This is a genomic window from Streptosporangium sp. NPDC000509 (assembly GCF_042898365.1).
Classification (GTDB): domain Bacteria; phylum Actinomycetota; class Actinomycetes; order Streptosporangiales; family Streptosporangiaceae; genus Streptosporangium.
The window spans coordinates 219,104-233,584 of record NZ_JBIAYX010000005.1 but is presented as its reverse complement, the minus strand read 5'-3'; the positions used below and the strand labels follow the sequence as shown (position 1 = coordinate 233,584).

Below are 14,481 nucleotides of genomic sequence, written 5' to 3'. Positions count from 1 at the left end.
CACCGTCCGGCACGACCATGCCCGCGTCGACCCCCGTGTTCAGGCGGCGGGGCACGTCATCGGTGAGGTCGCCCGGCATGCCCGGCGAGCAGGGGGCGGTATCTCGACGGAGATCCGGCAGGCCGCCCTGTCGGCGGGCACCTGCTCGACCTCGGCTCACATGCGTGCCGTAGACATCGTCGATCTCGGTGCGGGCGGGGCCGGTGGGTCGGGGGCGGCGGCCGTTCGTAGACGTCGTGGCCGTGCTCGACCATGTGCCTGCGTCGGCCGTCGAGAGCCGCGTAGATCAGCACTGACGAGCTCGTGGCGTTGAGCGGGCCGGAGCCGGAAGACGCCCAGGCCCATGGTCTCGACGCCCCTTGGATCCACGCCTCGGCCCCGCTTGTGACCGGGCGGGTGAAAAGGAGGCCGGCCGGACGCGTGGTGGACGGCCAGGGCCTCCAGGACAGGCGCGTGTGGATGCTCCATGCCCATCGCCCTGCCCTGGATCGGAGAGATCAGGGCAAATTCATGCTCTTGAAGTGGTGAAGGAAGGAGAGATCATCATCATTCCCGGCACGAGTGAATGCCCGGTGGCGCTGCGGGACGCCGGGCGCGGCGAGGGGCCGGAGAAGACATCGTCTTCGACGATGAGGAACACTTCGCGTATCGGTCGGTGGTCGATCGGTGGTCAGGGGTCCATCGGATCGCCGACGGATCCGGGCGCATGGTCGGGGCGGGCGACGCGGTGAAGGTCCTCGCCGCGTGCGGAGCCGAGTATGCCGTCAGAGGAGCCGCAGCCGGTCGCGCAGGAAACGACGCTCGGCGTCGGTGGGTGCGAGGTCGATCGCCACGCGGTAGCCGTCGGCCGCCTCCCGCGTACGACCGGCGCGTCGCAGCAGGTCGGCGCGGGTGGCGTGCAACAGGTGGTAGTCGTCGAGCTGTCCGGTCCCGGCGATCGCGTCGACCAGGGGCAGCGCCGCCTCGGGACCGTCGGCCATGCTGATCGCCACGGCCCGGTTCAGATCCACGATCGGGCTCGGTGCCATCCGCGCGAGCCGCGTGTACAGCCCGACGATCTGCGGCCAGTCCGTCTGGTCGGCGACCGGCGCGGTGGCGTGACACGCCGCGATGGCCGCCTGGAGCTGGAACGGCCCGGCGCGGCGTCGCCGTAGGGCTCGTTCGCAGATCGCGGCCCCCTCCGCGATCTGCGCCCGGTCCCACAGCGAGCGGTCCTGCTCGGCGAGGGTGACCATGTCGCCGGCCGCGTCCGTACGCGCCGGCCGCCGGGCGTCGTGCAGCAGCATCAGCGCGAGCATGCCGTGCGCTTCCGGCTCGTCGGGCATCAACGCCGTCACCACCCGGGCGAGACGGATGGCCTCCCGGCACAGCCGGGCCTTTTCCGGGTCTCCGTACCCTTCGTTGAAGAGCAGGTAGAGCACGTGGAGTACGGCGGGAAGGCGGTCCGGCAGTAGGTGCGCGGGCGGCACCCGAAACGGAATGCCCGCGTGCGCGACCTTCTGTTTGGCGCGGAAGAGGCGTTGGCCCATGGTGCGTTCCGGCACCAGGAACGCACGCGCGATCTCGGCGGTGCTCATGCCGGTCAGGCTCCGCAGGGTCAACGCCACCTGGGCTTCGAGGCTCAGCGACGGATGACAGCAGGTGAACATGAGCTCCAGGCGCTCGTCGGGGATCTCGCTGTCGCTCGAGTAGGGCGACGGCTCCGGGTCCAACGCGGCCACCTCCCGTAGTTTCGCCGCCTCGGTCGACGCGCGACGCATCCGGTCGATCGCGCGGTGGCGTGCCGCGGTGGTGAGCCACGCCAGTGGCTGATCCGGTACGCCTGATTCGGGCCACCTCTGGAGTGCCTGCGCGAACGCGTCCTGCGTACACTCCTCGGCCAGGTCCCAGGCGCCGCCGGTGAATCGGATCATGGTCGCCACGATCCGACTCCACCCGTCGGCGTAGATCCCGGCGATCCGGTCCTTCACCCGAGCCACCTGAGCTGTCATCGACGTCGTCCGTCTTGGCCGTCAGTCCTCACCGTCGGGCCAGAACGGACGCAGCTCGATCATCCCGGCCCACGCCATCGGGTGCCTGGACGCGACCTCGATGGCCTCGTCGAGGTCGCCGCACTCCAGGACGTCGAAGCCGACTATCTGGTCCTTGGTCTCCGCGTACGGGCCGTCGGTCAGCAGCACCTTGCGGTCGCGGACGCGAACCGTGGTCGCGTCGCTCGCCGGCCGGGTGCGGTTGCCCATCAGCCGGATCCCCTTGCCGTCCATCTCCGTGACCCAGTCCTCCACATCCGGGGCGCCGTCGTCCTGGCCGGGCGTGTAGGCCGGGTCGGTGCACACCAGCATCAGGTACTTCATCGGGTTGCTCCTATCGTGTAGCCGGCGGTGACCATCACGGCGATCGTGGTGGCCATGTTTCGGCACAGGGCGATTGTGCACCGGTGACCATGCCCATGCGTGTCCATGGGTGCCCTCCTCTCCCGTGCGTCATGTGGATGACGAACGGGAAAGGCCCTCCACTACAGCCCACACCAAGATTCTTTCGCGCAGCCGGCCGGGTGGGCGTGTCCCGCGCGCGGACGGGGCGGCGACTCTTCACGTGGAGACCTTCTCGGGGCCGGACCACACGATGACGCCGAGAGGTCACGACGGGCCACGCCTGGCGGTGCTCGGCGAGCGGGCGCTTGACGAAGAGCTTCGCGAGCACGGCCGGGGTCTGCTCCCCGTCGGCCCACAGGGTCGCGGAATGTACGTCGTCGAGGAGCGAACGCGGCATCGTCGGCCGCGCGGGTGGTCTCGTCCGCGGAGTCCTACGGGTGTCGGTACGTGTCGATGCTCGCGTGCCTATCGCAGTCGTCTTTCGTGATCCATATCTGGATCCTGTTGTGGCGGAGCCGGCGTTCCCAGTGGTGGCCGCCGCGGTTCCGCCGTCCATGAGCGGAGCTTGTCGGGGTTGCGTACCGCCCAGATGTGCTTGATCCGGTCGTCTGCCACCTCGAACGCGTAGACCGACACGGTGACGCCGTCTTCCTGGGCGATCAGGCCGGGCCGGCCGTTGACCGTACGCTCCAGGAACGTCAGGTCGTGGAGCCTTCCCTCAAGCTGGACCAGGGAGCGCACGATCCGCTCGGCGCCTTCGACCGGGCGGAGCAGCGCGCCGACGACGCCGCCGCCGTCGGCGGTCGCCGTGGCGCCGGGGTCGAGCAGGGCGACGAGGGCGTCGATGTCCTTGGCCTCCCATGCCTGTTTGAACTCCCTGACGATCCGGGCCTGCCGGGCCGCCGGGGTCGCGGGGACCTGTGAGGCGCGGATGCGGCGGCGGGCCGAGGATGCCAGCTGGCGGCAGGCCGCCGGGGTACGGCCGACGATCTCGGCCACCTCGGCGAAGGAGTAGCGGAAGACGTCGTGCAGGACGAACGCGACGCGCTCGGCCGGGGTCATCGATTCGAGCACGACGAGGAAGGCCATGTTGACCGACTCGTCGAGGGTGACCCGGTCGGCCGGATCGACGGTGATGCCGTCCGGCCGCCCGCCGAGCCACTCCGTGGTTTCGGGGAGCGGCTCGGGGATCCACTCGCCCACGTAGGTCTCTCGCCGGGCCCGTGCCGAGGTGAGCACGTTGAGACAGATCCGGCCGGCGACCGTGGACAGCCAGGCGCCGGGGGACGCGATGTCGTCCTGCTGCTGCCGGGGCATGGCGTACCAGCGGGCGTAGGTCTCCTGGACGACGTCCTCGGCCTCCGACAGCGAGCCGAGGAGCCGGTAGGCGAGATTGGTCAGCCGCCGCCGCTCGCTCGTGATCGCGCTCAGGCTTGGATCGAGCGGTCTGTCTCCTGGCCCGGGCTGGGTGGTCATGGTGTCCCCCGACTTCTCTGGTCTCGGTCGCTGTCAGTAGGACGACAAGACAGCCCTTCGAAATGTGAGCCTGACGCATCGCCTCACATTTCGCGGGGCCGTCTTGTCATACCGGTCAGACCAACACCTTTCCACCGGTCGTCTTGCCAGGCGGCGCACCGGCCCCGCTGCGGCCCGGCTCCAACGGCGCCAGGAGAACACGAAAAGAAGCAGGTCGATCGGCCTTCAGGTCCAGCAGGTGGCGGACGACCGGCTTGTCGAGAACAGTGTGAGGAGAACGCTTGATGGTTACCGCGGCCAACCGGCTCCGCGCGGCCATGGCGGCGCGATCCGATGCCACGCATCGGACAGGGCATCGGACAGGGCCCGCCGACTGGGTGCTGCGGGCCGTCGTCAGCGCGCACGTGATCGCGATCGCCGGTCAGCCGGTGTTCGCCGGGGTGTACATGAGCGGTGACTACGACGGCTTGCGCTGGCATGCGGCCGGCGCCGACGCGGTCACCTATGTCGGCTTTGTGCAGGTGATCGTGGGGATCGTGATCTGGGTACGGCTGCGTCAGGCCTGGCCGTTCCTTGCCGCGTCGGCTCTGCTGGCGGCCGAGTCGGTGCAGTACTTCGCCGGGCTGGAGGGCGCCCTGTGGTTGCACTTCCCGCTGGGGGTGATGACCGTCGTCGCGCTCGTCGCGCTGTTCGTCGCCGTGTGGAGCCGCCCCCTCCGGAGGCGACAGCCCTCCCGGAGCGGGCGGGAGCGGGGCGGGCGGGAGCGGGAGCGGAGCGGGCGGGAGCCGAGCGCGCGGGAGTCGAGCGCACGGGAGCCGAAGCGACAGGGAGCCGACGATGCGTGAGCCGTACGACGACCGATCCGGCCGTGCCCGTACGGTGACCAGGCGTCAGGCGCTGGGCATCGGCGGGGCGCTCGGCCTGGTGGCGGCCGGCGGGCTGTCGGTCTCGGCCGCGCTGGCCCGCCGTACGCCGTTCACCGGGGCCGAACTGCGCAGCGCCGTGCCGCTGCCGCCCGCGTTCCAGGTGCCGCTGCCGCTTCCCTCCGTACTGGCGCCGGTCAGCACTTCGGGCGGGGTCGACCGTTACGAGATCACCCAGCGCGAGGCGACCGTGGAGATCCTGCCCGGTGTCAGGACGCCGCTGTGGACGTACGAGGGTGCCTTCCCGGGGCCGACGATCGAGTCGCGCCGCGGTCGGCCGGTCACCGTGACACATCGCAACGACCTTCCCGTGCCGACCGTCGTGCATCTGCACGGCGGCCGAACCCCGGCGGAGTCCGACGGGTACCCGACCGACCTCGTCCTGCCCGAGGGCTGGCCGGACGCCGCCCACGTCACGCACCCGGGTCCGGGCGGGCCGGGGCATGTCATGCACGATCCGCGGGCGGTGGTGACCAAGTTGTCGCGGGACTACACGTTCCCGCTGGACCAGCGGCCGACGCTGCTGTGGTACCACGACCACCGGATGGACTTCACCGCCCCCGCCGTCTGGCGGGGCCTGGCCGGGCTGCACGTCGTCCGTGACGATGCCGAGGACTCGCTCGGCCTGCCCGCCGGGCGGCGCGAGCTGCCTCTCATGATCGCGGACCGCGCGTTCGCCGCCGACGGCGGCCTCGACTACCCCGCCCTCGATCCCTCGTCGCGGGAGCGGCCGGGCGTGCGCGAGCCGTACCTTGCCGGGGTCCTCGGTGACGTGATCCTGGTCAACGGGGCCCCGTGGCCCGTGCACGAGATCGACGCGGCCCGCTACCGGCTGCGCGTCCTGAACGCCTCCAACGCCCGGCACTACGAGCTTGAGGCGATCACCGACGACGGACGCCGGCTCGACCTCGTGCAGATCGGGGCCGACCAGGGACTGCTCGCGGCGCCGGTCGTCCACCGGTCCCTGCCGATCGCGCCGGCCGAACGCTACGACGTGGTCGTCGACTTCTCCGGCGTCCCGGTCGGCAGCCGCGTCAGAGTCGTCAACCGGCTCGGCTCCGGCCGCACCCGCGACGTGATGGCCTTCCGGGTCGCGCGCGAGGCCACCGACGACAGCCGCATCCCGCGTGTCCTTTCCAGCGATCTCCCGACCTGGCGCCGGTCGGACGCCGTCAGGGTGCGCGACCTCTCCTTCCGCACCGGGCGCATGCACGGCGGTCACGGATGGCTGATCGGCGGGCTGCCGTTCGACCCCGCCCGCTCCGACGTCACCACCGAACTCGGCGACGTGGAAGTGTGGCGGCTGATCGCCGACGTCCACCATCCCGTCCACCTGCACCTGGTCGGCTTCCGGGTGCTTTCGCGCCGCGACCGGCCGCCGCTGCCCCACGACGCCGGTCTGAAGGACACCGTCTCCCTGCGGCCGGGCGAATCAGTGGAGATCATCACCCGCTTCGACGGCTATCGCGGCCGCTATCTCTTCCACTGCCACAACGCCGAACACGAGGACATGGGGATGATGGCCAACCTTGAAATCGTCTGACGCCACCGTGCCGCGTAAGGCCGGTTTCACAAACCACTTGAAGTCGAGAAGGAAAGGCCTCGCCATGTCCACGCACGAAGACCACACACCCCACAAGGTCGTCGTCATCGGTGGTGGTTACGCCGGAGCACTCGCGGCCAACCACCTGCGGATGCGTGCCGACGTCGACATCACCCTTGTCAATCCCCGCCCGGATTTCGTCGAACGAATCCGGCTGCACCAGTTCGTGGCCGACACCGGCGGGGCCACGGTGGACTACGGCTCACTGCTGGGAGAGGACATCCGGTTGGTGGTCGACAGCGCCACGCGCATCGACGCCGCCGCCCGCACAGTACGGCTGGCGTCGGGGCGCGCGCTGGTCTATGACTACGTCGTCTACGCCGTCGGCAGCATCGCGGCGATACCGTCGTCGGTACCCGGAGCGGCCGAATTCGCTTTCCCCATCGCTGAACTCGAATCCGCCCAGCGGCTGCGCGCCCGGCTGGCCGAGTTGCCGTTCGATGCTCCGGTCACTGTGGTGGGCGCCGGATTGACCGGCATCGAGACGGCCGCCGAGCTGGCCGAACAAGGACGCACGGTCACGCTGGTGTGTGGCCGAGCCCTCGCGCCGACACTGAGTGTGCCCGCTCGCCGATCCGTGGCCACGTGGCTTTCCCGGCACGGTGTCACCGTGCTTGGGGCCGGCGTGGTGACCGAGGTCCGGCCGGATGCGGTGGTTTTGGGCGACGGTGAGATGCGTGCGAGCGCACTGACCATCTGGACGGCCGGTTTCGGCGTACCGGAGCTGGCGTCCGTGAGCGGGCTGCGGACCGACGCGCTTGGCCGGTTGCTCACCGACGAGACGCTGACCAGCGTCGACGACGACCGCATCGTCGCGGCCGGGGACGCCGCCGCACCGTCGGGCCGGCCGCTGCGGATGAGCTCCCAGGCCGCACAGCCGCTCGGGGCGCAGGCTGCCAACACCGTGTTGAGCCGCATCGCGGGAACCGAACCGGCAGTGATCGACCAGGCCCTCACCGGATCGTGCGTCAGCCTCGGCCGGCGCGCCGGCATCCGGCAGCTCGCCCGCAAAGACGACACGGCGGTGAACCTCTATGTCGCCGGGCGCATGGCCGCGGTGATCAAGGAGGTGACCTGCAGGCTCGGGGTGTCGAGGATCCGCCGTGAGGCCCGCAAGCCGGGTTCCGGTTTCTGGCCCAAGGGCGGCCCACGTCCCGAGCAGCCCGCCTCCGCTCCGCGAAGGGTCGCGTCCCCGTGACCACCGACGAGCACCCCGGACGGTTCACGGGGGTTGACGAGCACGCGGGCGAATGTCGCGTTCAGCGACCCCGCCGGGCCGGCAGCCCCGGCCGGCCGCTCCGTTGTGGAATCAATCGCCACCTGCGACTTCGAACCGAAGTCGCTCGCAACGCCAGGAGAGTCCCATGAACACGGCAGACCGATGTGACGAGGAGACCGCGATGAGAACTCGAACGACCGCAGCGTTCCAGCACGCGACGGGCGAGAAGTCGGCCTCCGCACGAAGCGGCTGGAGTTGGGGCAGGATCCGCCCTGTCGCCTTCTGGGCCACCACGTTTGTCATCGTCTTCGAGTTGGTTGCCGGATCGGTGTGGAACCTTGTGCCGATCGAATGGGTGGAAGCCCAGTTACGCCACCTGGGATACCCCCAATTCTTCGCCTATGTTCTGGCCGCGTGGCAGGCGGGCGCGGCCATCGCGATCATCGCGCCCGGACTGCCACTGATCAAGGAATGGGCGTACGCGGGCGCCTTTTTCCTGTGGTCGAGTGCCGTGGTGTCGCATCTGACGGTCGGCGACGGTCTTCGGACGTGGGGGGTGCCGCTGGTGTTCGGGGTGTGCGCCATCGCGTCGTGGGCGCTAAGGCCTGACGACCGCCGGCTCCCGGGGACGTGTCTCCGGCGGGAGCGCCGTACCGACGCCGGACAGGATGAGGCAGGTCCGCCGGAAGCCCGCCCTCGCGCCTGGGCCGTTCCGATCGGGCTCCTTGTCGTTCTGTATGCCGTTTCGTTCCTCACGCTGCCCGCGGCCGAAGCCATGACGTACGGGTGGGCGGTTGAGCTCGGCTGGATCGACGGGTAGCGGTCTGGTTCCGCGGCACCGTTGCGAGCGCACGAAACGGTGCCGCACTCGATGGAGACGGTTCGCCTGTTCCCCGCCCTCGACTTGACGAACAGCCACCCGCCCACACGCTCAGCACAGGATGGGGCGTCCTTGGCGCCGTCCGGCGCGCAGAACTTCGGGCACCGGGTTTTCGGCCCGCGCAGGAGCCGTCATCCCGGCACACCACGCTCATCGCCGACGCCCACGCCCACGCAGAGCGGAAGCGCCTGGATGATCAGCTTGCTCGTCGCCTCGACGCAGGAGTCGTCGACGGTCCGGCCGGTGTTGAGGACACGCCACTGGGTGAGCCCGACCAGTAGGTCGAGGGCCAGGTCGAGGTCGAGGTCGGCGGGCAACTGGCCGCGTTCCATCGCGCTCCTCAGCAACCGCTCGCACGCGGCCCTGCGCGGTTGCCGGATCGCGGTGTCGAACGCCTCGGCGAGTTCGGGGTTGCGAGCGGCCTCGGCTGTCAGATCGAGCACGATGCACATGACCGCGGGATCCGACAGCGTGTCCGCCACCGCTCGGACGTAGGCTCGCACGTCGCCGTTCAGGTCGCCGGCTCCGCCGACCGGGACCTGCCGGGAGGCGACGACGTCGATGAGGTCGACCACCATCTCCTCTTTCGACGACCACCGCCGGTAGAGCGCGGCCTTTCCCGTACCGGCCCGTCGGGCCACCGCGCCCATTGACATCCCGGCATAACCTGTCTCCGCCAGCTCGGCGACCGCCGCCGCGAGGATGGTGTCGGTGACTGTCCGGCGCAGTACGGCTGCGCCGCGACCACGCGGGCGGATCTCGGCCATGTCGGCGACATTAACACGAGACGGAACGGTTGCGTCCCGGCTTCAGAGCCGCCTATCCTCCAAACGGAACGGATAGGTTCCGTTCCGGAATCGGGGGAAGACATGACCGACGTAGACGTACTCATCGTCGGAGGCGGACCGACCGGGCTGACGCTGGCCTGCGAGCTGGCCCGGCGCGGCGTCACCTTCCGGGTGATCGACAGATCTCCCGAATTCCACCGTCAGTCCCGGGGCAAGGGCATCCAGCCACGCAGCCTGGAGGTGTTCGACGACCTCGGCGTGGTCCAGGACTTTCTGGACGCCGGGGCGTCCGAGATGCCGGCGCGGATTCACATGGACCGCCGGTTCGTCGCGGAGCTGCACCTCCTGGCCGGTGTCCGCCCGCGGCCGGATGTGCCCTACCCGACGCTCGTCCTGCTGCCGCAGTGGCGCACCGAGCAGATCCTCCGCGCCCGCCTGGCCGAGCTGGGCGGCCACGTGGAGCTCGGCCTGCGACTGACCGACCTCAAGCAGTCCGACAGCCAGGTCGTCGCACGGCTCGCCACGGGTGAGATGATCCACGCCTCCTACCTCGTAGGCTGCGACGGCGGCGGTAGCGCGGTACGCGAGGCCGCCGGGATCACCTTCCCCGGGCTGGTGTCGGAGACCGAGCACTACCTGCTCGGCGACGTGGAGGTCGACGGTCTGCCCCGCGACGGCTCCTATGTCTGGTACGCAGCGGACGAGTCCTCCGTGGGCCTCGCGCTGCTGCCCGGTACGCCGTCGTGGCAGTTCGGCCTCACCGTACGCCCTGGCGAGGAGGGCGCCGGTCAGGAGCCCTCACTTGAGCTTTTCCAGCGCCTGTTCGAGCAGCGCACCGGCCGGACGGACGTGCGCCTGCACAACGCCACCTGGCTGTCGCGCTTCAGCTACAAGGTACGGCTCGCCGACCGTTACCGTGCCGGCCGCGTCTTCATCGCCGGAGACGCCGCCCACGTCCACCCGATCGCGGGCGGGCTCGGCATGAACACCGGCATCCAGGACGCCTACAACCTCGGCTGGAAGCTGGCCCTCGCGGTACGCGGCCAAGCCCCCGACAGCCTGCTCGACACGTACGAGCTGGAGCGCCGCCCGGTGGCCGAATCCGTGCTCAAGGCCAGCGGCGCCGGCATGACCGCGCTGTTCTCCACCAAACCTCTGATGACCTTCCTGCGCGACCGGATCATCCTGCCGCTGATGCGCAGCCCCGCGGTGACCAGGGCGATCGTCGGCAAGACCTCCCAGCTCAACGTGAACTACCGCGCCTCCGAGCTGTCGGTCGGCGACAAGGGCAAGGTCCGTCCCGGTGACCGGGCGCCCGACTCGCCGTGTCGGCACCCGGTGACCGGCGAGCGGTCGCGGCTGTTCGACCTCTTCCGCGGCTCCCACTTCACCCTGCTCCAGTTCGGCGCGGTGACGCCGGATCCGGCCGAGCGCCTGAACAGGCTTCACGGCGACGACATCCGCGTCTACCGGCTGGAGCCAGGACCTCCGAGCAAGCGCTACGGCGCCGGCGGGGGCACGCTCGTCCTCGTCCGGCCGGACGGCTATGTGGCCGTACGGACCCGGTCAGCCGATGCGGTGGTCGACTACCTGAGGACGATCCTGGTCGCCTGAACCAGAACGAACCGCCGGCCGGTCGGTGCCGTCCTCGGCGGAGGTGACCTCCGGACCGAGGATCTCCCGCCGGCCGCCGGCGTTGGCCGCCGTGGCCTCCGGCACATGCGGTCCGATCAACGTCCTGTGGTCGGCTTGGGACCGACTCTGCCGCGCCCGAGCATGACCGCGACCGTGACGGCCATGACCGCCACGATCGCGGCGCTGACCAGGGCGCTCAACTGGAATCCCGCGGTGAACGCCTGACGGGCCGCGCCGAGCAGCGTGTCCCCGAGCCGGTCGGGGAGCATGCGACTCGCCGCCACAGCACCGGCCAGGCTCTCCGTCGCGGCGGACGCGGCCCCCGCGGGGAAACCCACCACAACGCCGCCGCTCATTTCGTCTCGATAGACCGCGGTGATGGCGCTGCCGAGAACGGCGATGCCGAGTGCGCCGCCCAGCTGGGGAGCGGTCGAGGAGATCGCCGAGGCGGCGCCGGCCTGCTCGGGCGGCGCGACACCCACGGCCATGTCGGTGGCGAGCGCCATCATCGGACCGAGCCCGGCGGACACGATGACGGCCCCGGCCACCAGGATGGCCAGGTCGCCTGTCCCGGCTGTCATGCCTACCGGCGGGACGCCCACCTGCGCGACCACCACGAAGCCGGTGGCGGCGAGAGCCAGTCCGACCGCGATGACCGGTCCCGGGGCCGTCCATCGCACGATCCTGGAGGCCAGCGTCGACCCAATGATCACCCCGACCGCCGAAGGCGCCGTCCACAGACCCGCCTCCAGCGGAGAGAGTCCGCGTACCAACTGCAAGTACTGCGCGAAGGCGTAATTGAAACCCCACAGCACGAAGATGCCGAACGCCAGCGTGGCCACCGCGGTGCTGAACGCCCGGTTCGCGAACAACCTCAGGTTGATCAACGGGTCGCGGAGCGCACGCTGCCTGCGTACGAAGATGACGGCGAACAGCAATCCGGCCGTGACGGAGAACACGGGCAACGGGCCGGGACCGTCGGCGGCCATCTGTTTGAGACCGTAGACCGCCACCAAGACCGCGGCCAACGACAGTACTGCGCTGATCGGGTCCAACCGCCCTGCCCCGGCATAGCGTCGCTCCGGCAGCAGGATCGGCCCCAGCACCAGAAGCAGCGCCATCACCGGCACGCCGAGCAGGAACACCGACCCCCACCAGAAGCGCTCAAGCAACCAGCCGCCCACGAGAGGCCCGATCGCGGTGCCTCCGGACACGCTCGCGATGACGATCCCGACGGCGACAGTGCGTTGCCGCGGGTCCCGGAACATGGCGACGGTCAGGGAGAGCACGGACGGCATCAACGTGGCACCGGAGATTCCGAGCAGTGCGCGGATCGCGATGAGCGCACCCGCGCTGGGCGCGTAGGCCGCGAGCACGGAGGCGATGCCGTACGCGGCCGCACCGATCAACAGGAGTCGTCGGCGGCCGATCCGGTCGCCCAGCGTACCCATGGTGATCAGCGATCCGGCGAGCAGAAAGGCGTAAACATCCACGATCCACAACAGCTCAGCGCTGTCGGCCGCCAACGCCCTGCCGATGGCGGGCAACGCCAGATGAGTCACGGTCAATTCGAGGGAGGCGAGGAAAGCGGGGAGGGAGAGAACGGCGAGCCCGATCCACTCTCGTCGCCCAGCGCGGTCAAGGACAGCCGGGTCGGGGTCCGCAGAAGATCTTGTCACTCATCAATCATGAAACCTCAACCAAAGATGAGGTCAACCTTCGGCCCGTGGGCGCGACCAAGTCTCCTTCCGATGCCAGGGGCTCACCATCGGACAACTCGCCGCCCGCGCCGACGTCGCAGGGACCAGGTGGTGTGCCGGACTCACCGCTCGCGCCGACATCGCAGGGACCACATGGTGTGCCGGACTCGCCGCCCGGATCGGTCAAGCTCCCCCTGAAGCGTCGATGCCCGCGTCACCGGGCTGTCGTCGGCGGCGGCGGATAGGTTGTGTCCGTGATCGACACGCGCGTTTCGCCGCCCTTCATCGGTGACGAGTTCACCATGCTCACCAACTGGCTCGAATGGCACAGGGCCACCCTCGCCGTGAAATGCGCGGGCCTGACGGACGACCAGCTGCGCCTGCGCTCCGTGCCGCCCTCGGCCATGTCCCTGCTCGGCCTGGTCAGGCATATGGCACACGTCGAACGCGGCTGGTTCCGCCGCGTGTTGAACGGCGAGGACATCCCCAAGCTCTGGGACAAGGACCGCGACAACGACGCCGACTTCAACGAGGCCGACACCGCCTCCGTCGAGGATGCCTTCGCCACCTGGCGGTCCGAGATCGAACACGCCCGCGTCATCTCCGCGGCCAAACCCCTGGACGCCTTCGGTGACCGCAACGGCCAGGACTGCACCCATCGCTGGATCCTCGTCCACATGATCGAGGAGTACGCCAGGCACAACGGTCACGCGGACCTGCTGCGCGAGCGCATCGACGGTGCCACCGGCGAATAACGGCCCGGTGCGAGATCGGGGAGCCGGTTCCGGCCGCCTTCATGACCGGGAAGCCGCAGGCCGGCACCACGGCGTTCCCCGGCCTGACCGCGAGGGAGCACGAGGTCCTCGACCTGGTGGCCGCCGGTCTGTCCAACGGCCAGATCGCCGCACGCCTGTTCCTGTCCCAGAAGACCGTACGCAATCACGTCCACGCGGTCCTCACCAAACTTCAGGCGGCCGACCGGGCGGAGGCCATCATCCGCGCCCGGGACGCCGGCCTCGGCCGCTGAAGTCCCCGGAGTCCGTGGAGTCCGTGGAGCCGGTGAAGCCGCGCCGTTCGTGATCGGAGCCTGTCCGACGGACGAGGATCGACCGCGGGTTCGGCGGGCACGTCCGAGACGACCCGATCGACGCGCGTCACCCGGTCGAGGTCGCGGGCCGGCGCCGGCGGGCCACCGCGACCCGCGAGATCCTCGACGCGGCACAGGAGCAGATCGCGCTGCACGGCCCCTTCGGCCTGTCCCTGCGATCGATCGCCCGCGGTCTCGGCATGACGGTGCAGGCGCTCTACCACTATTTCCCCAGCCGCGACGAGCTCGTCACGGCACTGATCACGGAGGCGTACCACGAGCTCGCCGACGCCGTCCGGTCGGCGGTCGACGGCGCACCACCGCATGGCGACCTGCCGAGGTTCGTCGTCGCCGCGGAAGCCTTCCGCAGGTGGGGTCTGGACAACCCCTCACGGTTCCAGCTCATCTACGGGACACCGCTGCTGCGTTACGAGGCGCCCGCCGACGGCCGCACGACCGCCGGTGCCCGCAGGATCGCAGCCCTCTTCCACCGGGAGTTGTTCGGTGCGTTCACCCACGAGCAACTGGGCCGCACCGAGGTTCCACCGCTGAGCCCGGCGCTACGTACCCGCCTCGAGCAGATGCCGCCTGAAATGTTCGGCGGGCTTCCGCCGCAGGGCGCCGCCCTCTTCGTCAGCGTCTGGGGCCACCTGCACGGCCTCGTGGTCCTTGAGGTGTTCGGGCACACCTCCTTCATCGGCCCGCTGCAGGCGGAGATCTTCCGCGGCGCCATGCACAACCTGTTCTCCGACACGCAGCGGCGAATACCCGCCGGCTGACCCTGGCCCGGTCCGA

At 70.0% G+C, this 14,481-nt stretch carries 13 protein-coding genes; 8 read left to right on the top strand and 5 right to left on the bottom strand.

What is annotated here, in order from left to right:
• Positions 1 to 764: 764 nt before the first annotated feature.
• The 3 genes from ACFY3D_RS11790 to sigJ all read right to left on the bottom strand — a co-directional run bounded on the left by ACFY3D_RS11790 (position 765) and on the right by sigJ (position 3,851).
• The gene (locus tag ACFY3D_RS11790) at positions 765 to 1,991 is read right to left on the bottom strand and encodes an RNA polymerase sigma factor (RefSeq protein WP_389978045.1); all 1,227 of its coding nucleotides are present in this window, start codon (positions 1,989 to 1,991) and stop codon (positions 765 to 767) included.
• A gap of 21 nt (positions 1,992 to 2,012) precedes the next feature.
• Entirely contained in the window at positions 2,013 to 2,354 is a 342-nt protein-coding gene (locus ACFY3D_RS11785) for a YciI family protein (protein ID WP_350941385.1), read from the bottom strand.
• A gap of 486 nt (positions 2,355 to 2,840) precedes the next feature.
• On the bottom strand, positions 2,841 to 3,851 hold the full coding sequence (gene sigJ / locus ACFY3D_RS11780; protein WP_389978041.1) for an RNA polymerase sigma factor SigJ: 1,011 nt from the start codon (positions 3,849 to 3,851) through the stop codon (positions 2,841 to 2,843).
• 281 nt (positions 3,852 to 4,132) lie between these two features.
• Between sigJ and ACFY3D_RS11775 the strand changes: the two genes are divergently transcribed.
• The 4 genes from ACFY3D_RS11775 to ACFY3D_RS11760 all read left to right on the top strand — a co-directional run bounded on the left by ACFY3D_RS11775 (position 4,133) and on the right by ACFY3D_RS11760 (position 8,416).
• Positions 4,133 to 4,696 (top strand): hypothetical protein, encoded by a 564-nt coding sequence (locus ACFY3D_RS11775; RefSeq protein ID WP_389978038.1) that lies wholly within the window; start codon positions 4,133 to 4,135, stop codon positions 4,694 to 4,696.
• Positions 4,689 to 6,317, top strand: a complete 1,629-nt coding sequence (locus ACFY3D_RS11770) for a multicopper oxidase family protein (protein ID WP_389978035.1) — start codon at positions 4,689 to 4,691, stop codon at positions 6,315 to 6,317. Before ACFY3D_RS11775 ends, ACFY3D_RS11770 begins: the two co-directional genes overlap by 8 nt.
• A gap of 64 nt (positions 6,318 to 6,381) precedes the next feature.
• Positions 6,382 to 7,575, top strand: a complete 1,194-nt coding sequence (locus ACFY3D_RS11765; RefSeq protein ID WP_389978032.1) for an NAD(P)/FAD-dependent oxidoreductase — start codon at positions 6,382 to 6,384, stop codon at positions 7,573 to 7,575.
• Positions 7,576 to 7,741: 166 nt separating this feature from the next.
• Positions 7,742 to 8,416: a DoxX family protein gene (locus ACFY3D_RS11760; protein WP_389978029.1), complete on the top strand. Its 675-nt coding sequence runs from the start codon at positions 7,742 to 7,744 to the stop codon at positions 8,414 to 8,416.
• 191 nt (positions 8,417 to 8,607) lie between these two features.
• Here ACFY3D_RS11760 and ACFY3D_RS11755 read toward each other — a convergent pair whose 3' ends face one another.
• The gene (locus ACFY3D_RS11755; protein ID WP_389978026.1) at positions 8,608 to 9,243 is read right to left on the bottom strand and encodes a TetR/AcrR family transcriptional regulator; all 636 of its coding nucleotides are present in this window, start codon (positions 9,241 to 9,243) and stop codon (positions 8,608 to 8,610) included.
• A 102-nt stretch (positions 9,244 to 9,345) separates the two neighbouring features.
• On the opposite strand from ACFY3D_RS11755, the gene ACFY3D_RS11750 reads away from it, so the two are divergent.
• Entirely contained in the window at positions 9,346 to 10,878 is a 1,533-nt protein-coding gene (locus ACFY3D_RS11750; protein ID WP_389978024.1) for an FAD-dependent monooxygenase, read from the top strand.
• 116 nt (positions 10,879 to 10,994) lie between these two features.
• On the opposite strand, the gene ACFY3D_RS11745 is transcribed toward ACFY3D_RS11750, so the two are convergent.
• Positions 10,995 to 12,578: an MFS transporter gene (locus ACFY3D_RS11745; RefSeq protein WP_389978021.1), complete on the bottom strand. Its 1,584-nt coding sequence runs from the start codon at positions 12,576 to 12,578 to the stop codon at positions 10,995 to 10,997.
• Between the two features lie 275 nt (positions 12,579 to 12,853).
• Here ACFY3D_RS11745 and ACFY3D_RS11740 point away from each other — a divergent pair, with 275 nt between their 5' ends.
• The 3 genes from ACFY3D_RS11740 (at position 12,854) to ACFY3D_RS11730 (ending at position 14,465) form a co-directional block, all read left to right on the top strand.
• Entirely contained in the window at positions 12,854 to 13,354 is a 501-nt protein-coding gene (locus tag ACFY3D_RS11740; RefSeq protein WP_389978018.1) for a DinB family protein, read from the top strand.
• 41 nt (positions 13,355 to 13,395) lie between these two features.
• The gene (locus ACFY3D_RS11735) at positions 13,396 to 13,626 is read left to right on the top strand and encodes a LuxR C-terminal-related transcriptional regulator (RefSeq protein ID WP_389978016.1); all 231 of its coding nucleotides are present in this window, start codon (positions 13,396 to 13,398) and stop codon (positions 13,624 to 13,626) included.
• 77 nt (positions 13,627 to 13,703) lie between these two features.
• On the top strand, positions 13,704 to 14,465 hold the full coding sequence (locus ACFY3D_RS11730; RefSeq protein WP_389978452.1) for a TetR/AcrR family transcriptional regulator: 762 nt from the start codon (positions 13,704 to 13,706) through the stop codon (positions 14,463 to 14,465).
• Positions 14,466 to 14,481: the final 16 nt, after the last annotated feature.

What these genes read in the sequence shown, in the direction of transcription:
- sigJ (WP_389978041.1), bottom strand. Translation starts at nt 3,851, where the DNA reads ATGACCACCCAGCCCGGGCCAGGAGACAGACCGCTCGATCCAAGCCTG.
- ACFY3D_RS11770 (WP_389978035.1), top strand. Translation starts at nt 4,689, where the DNA reads ATGCGTGAGCCGTACGACGACCGATCCGGCCGTGCCCGTACGGTGACC.
- ACFY3D_RS11735 (WP_389978016.1), top strand. Translation starts at nt 13,396, where the DNA reads ATGACCGGGAAGCCGCAGGCCGGCACCACGGCGTTCCCCGGCCTGACC.
- ACFY3D_RS11765 (WP_389978032.1), top strand. Translation starts at nt 6,382, where the DNA reads ATGTCCACGCACGAAGACCACACACCCCACAAGGTCGTCGTCATCGGT.
- ACFY3D_RS11790 (WP_389978045.1), bottom strand. Translation starts at nt 1,991, where the DNA reads ATGACAGCTCAGGTGGCTCGGGTGAAGGACCGGATCGCCGGGATCTAC.
- ACFY3D_RS11785 (WP_350941385.1), bottom strand. Translation starts at nt 2,354, where the DNA reads ATGAAGTACCTGATGCTGGTGTGCACCGACCCGGCCTACACGCCCGGC.
- ACFY3D_RS11755 (WP_389978026.1), bottom strand. Translation starts at nt 9,243, where the DNA reads ATGGCCGAGATCCGCCCGCGTGGTCGCGGCGCAGCCGTACTGCGCCGG.
- ACFY3D_RS11750 (WP_389978024.1), top strand. Translation starts at nt 9,346, where the DNA reads ATGACCGACGTAGACGTACTCATCGTCGGAGGCGGACCGACCGGGCTG.
- ACFY3D_RS11760 (WP_389978029.1), top strand. Translation starts at nt 7,742, where the DNA reads ATGAACACGGCAGACCGATGTGACGAGGAGACCGCGATGAGAACTCGA.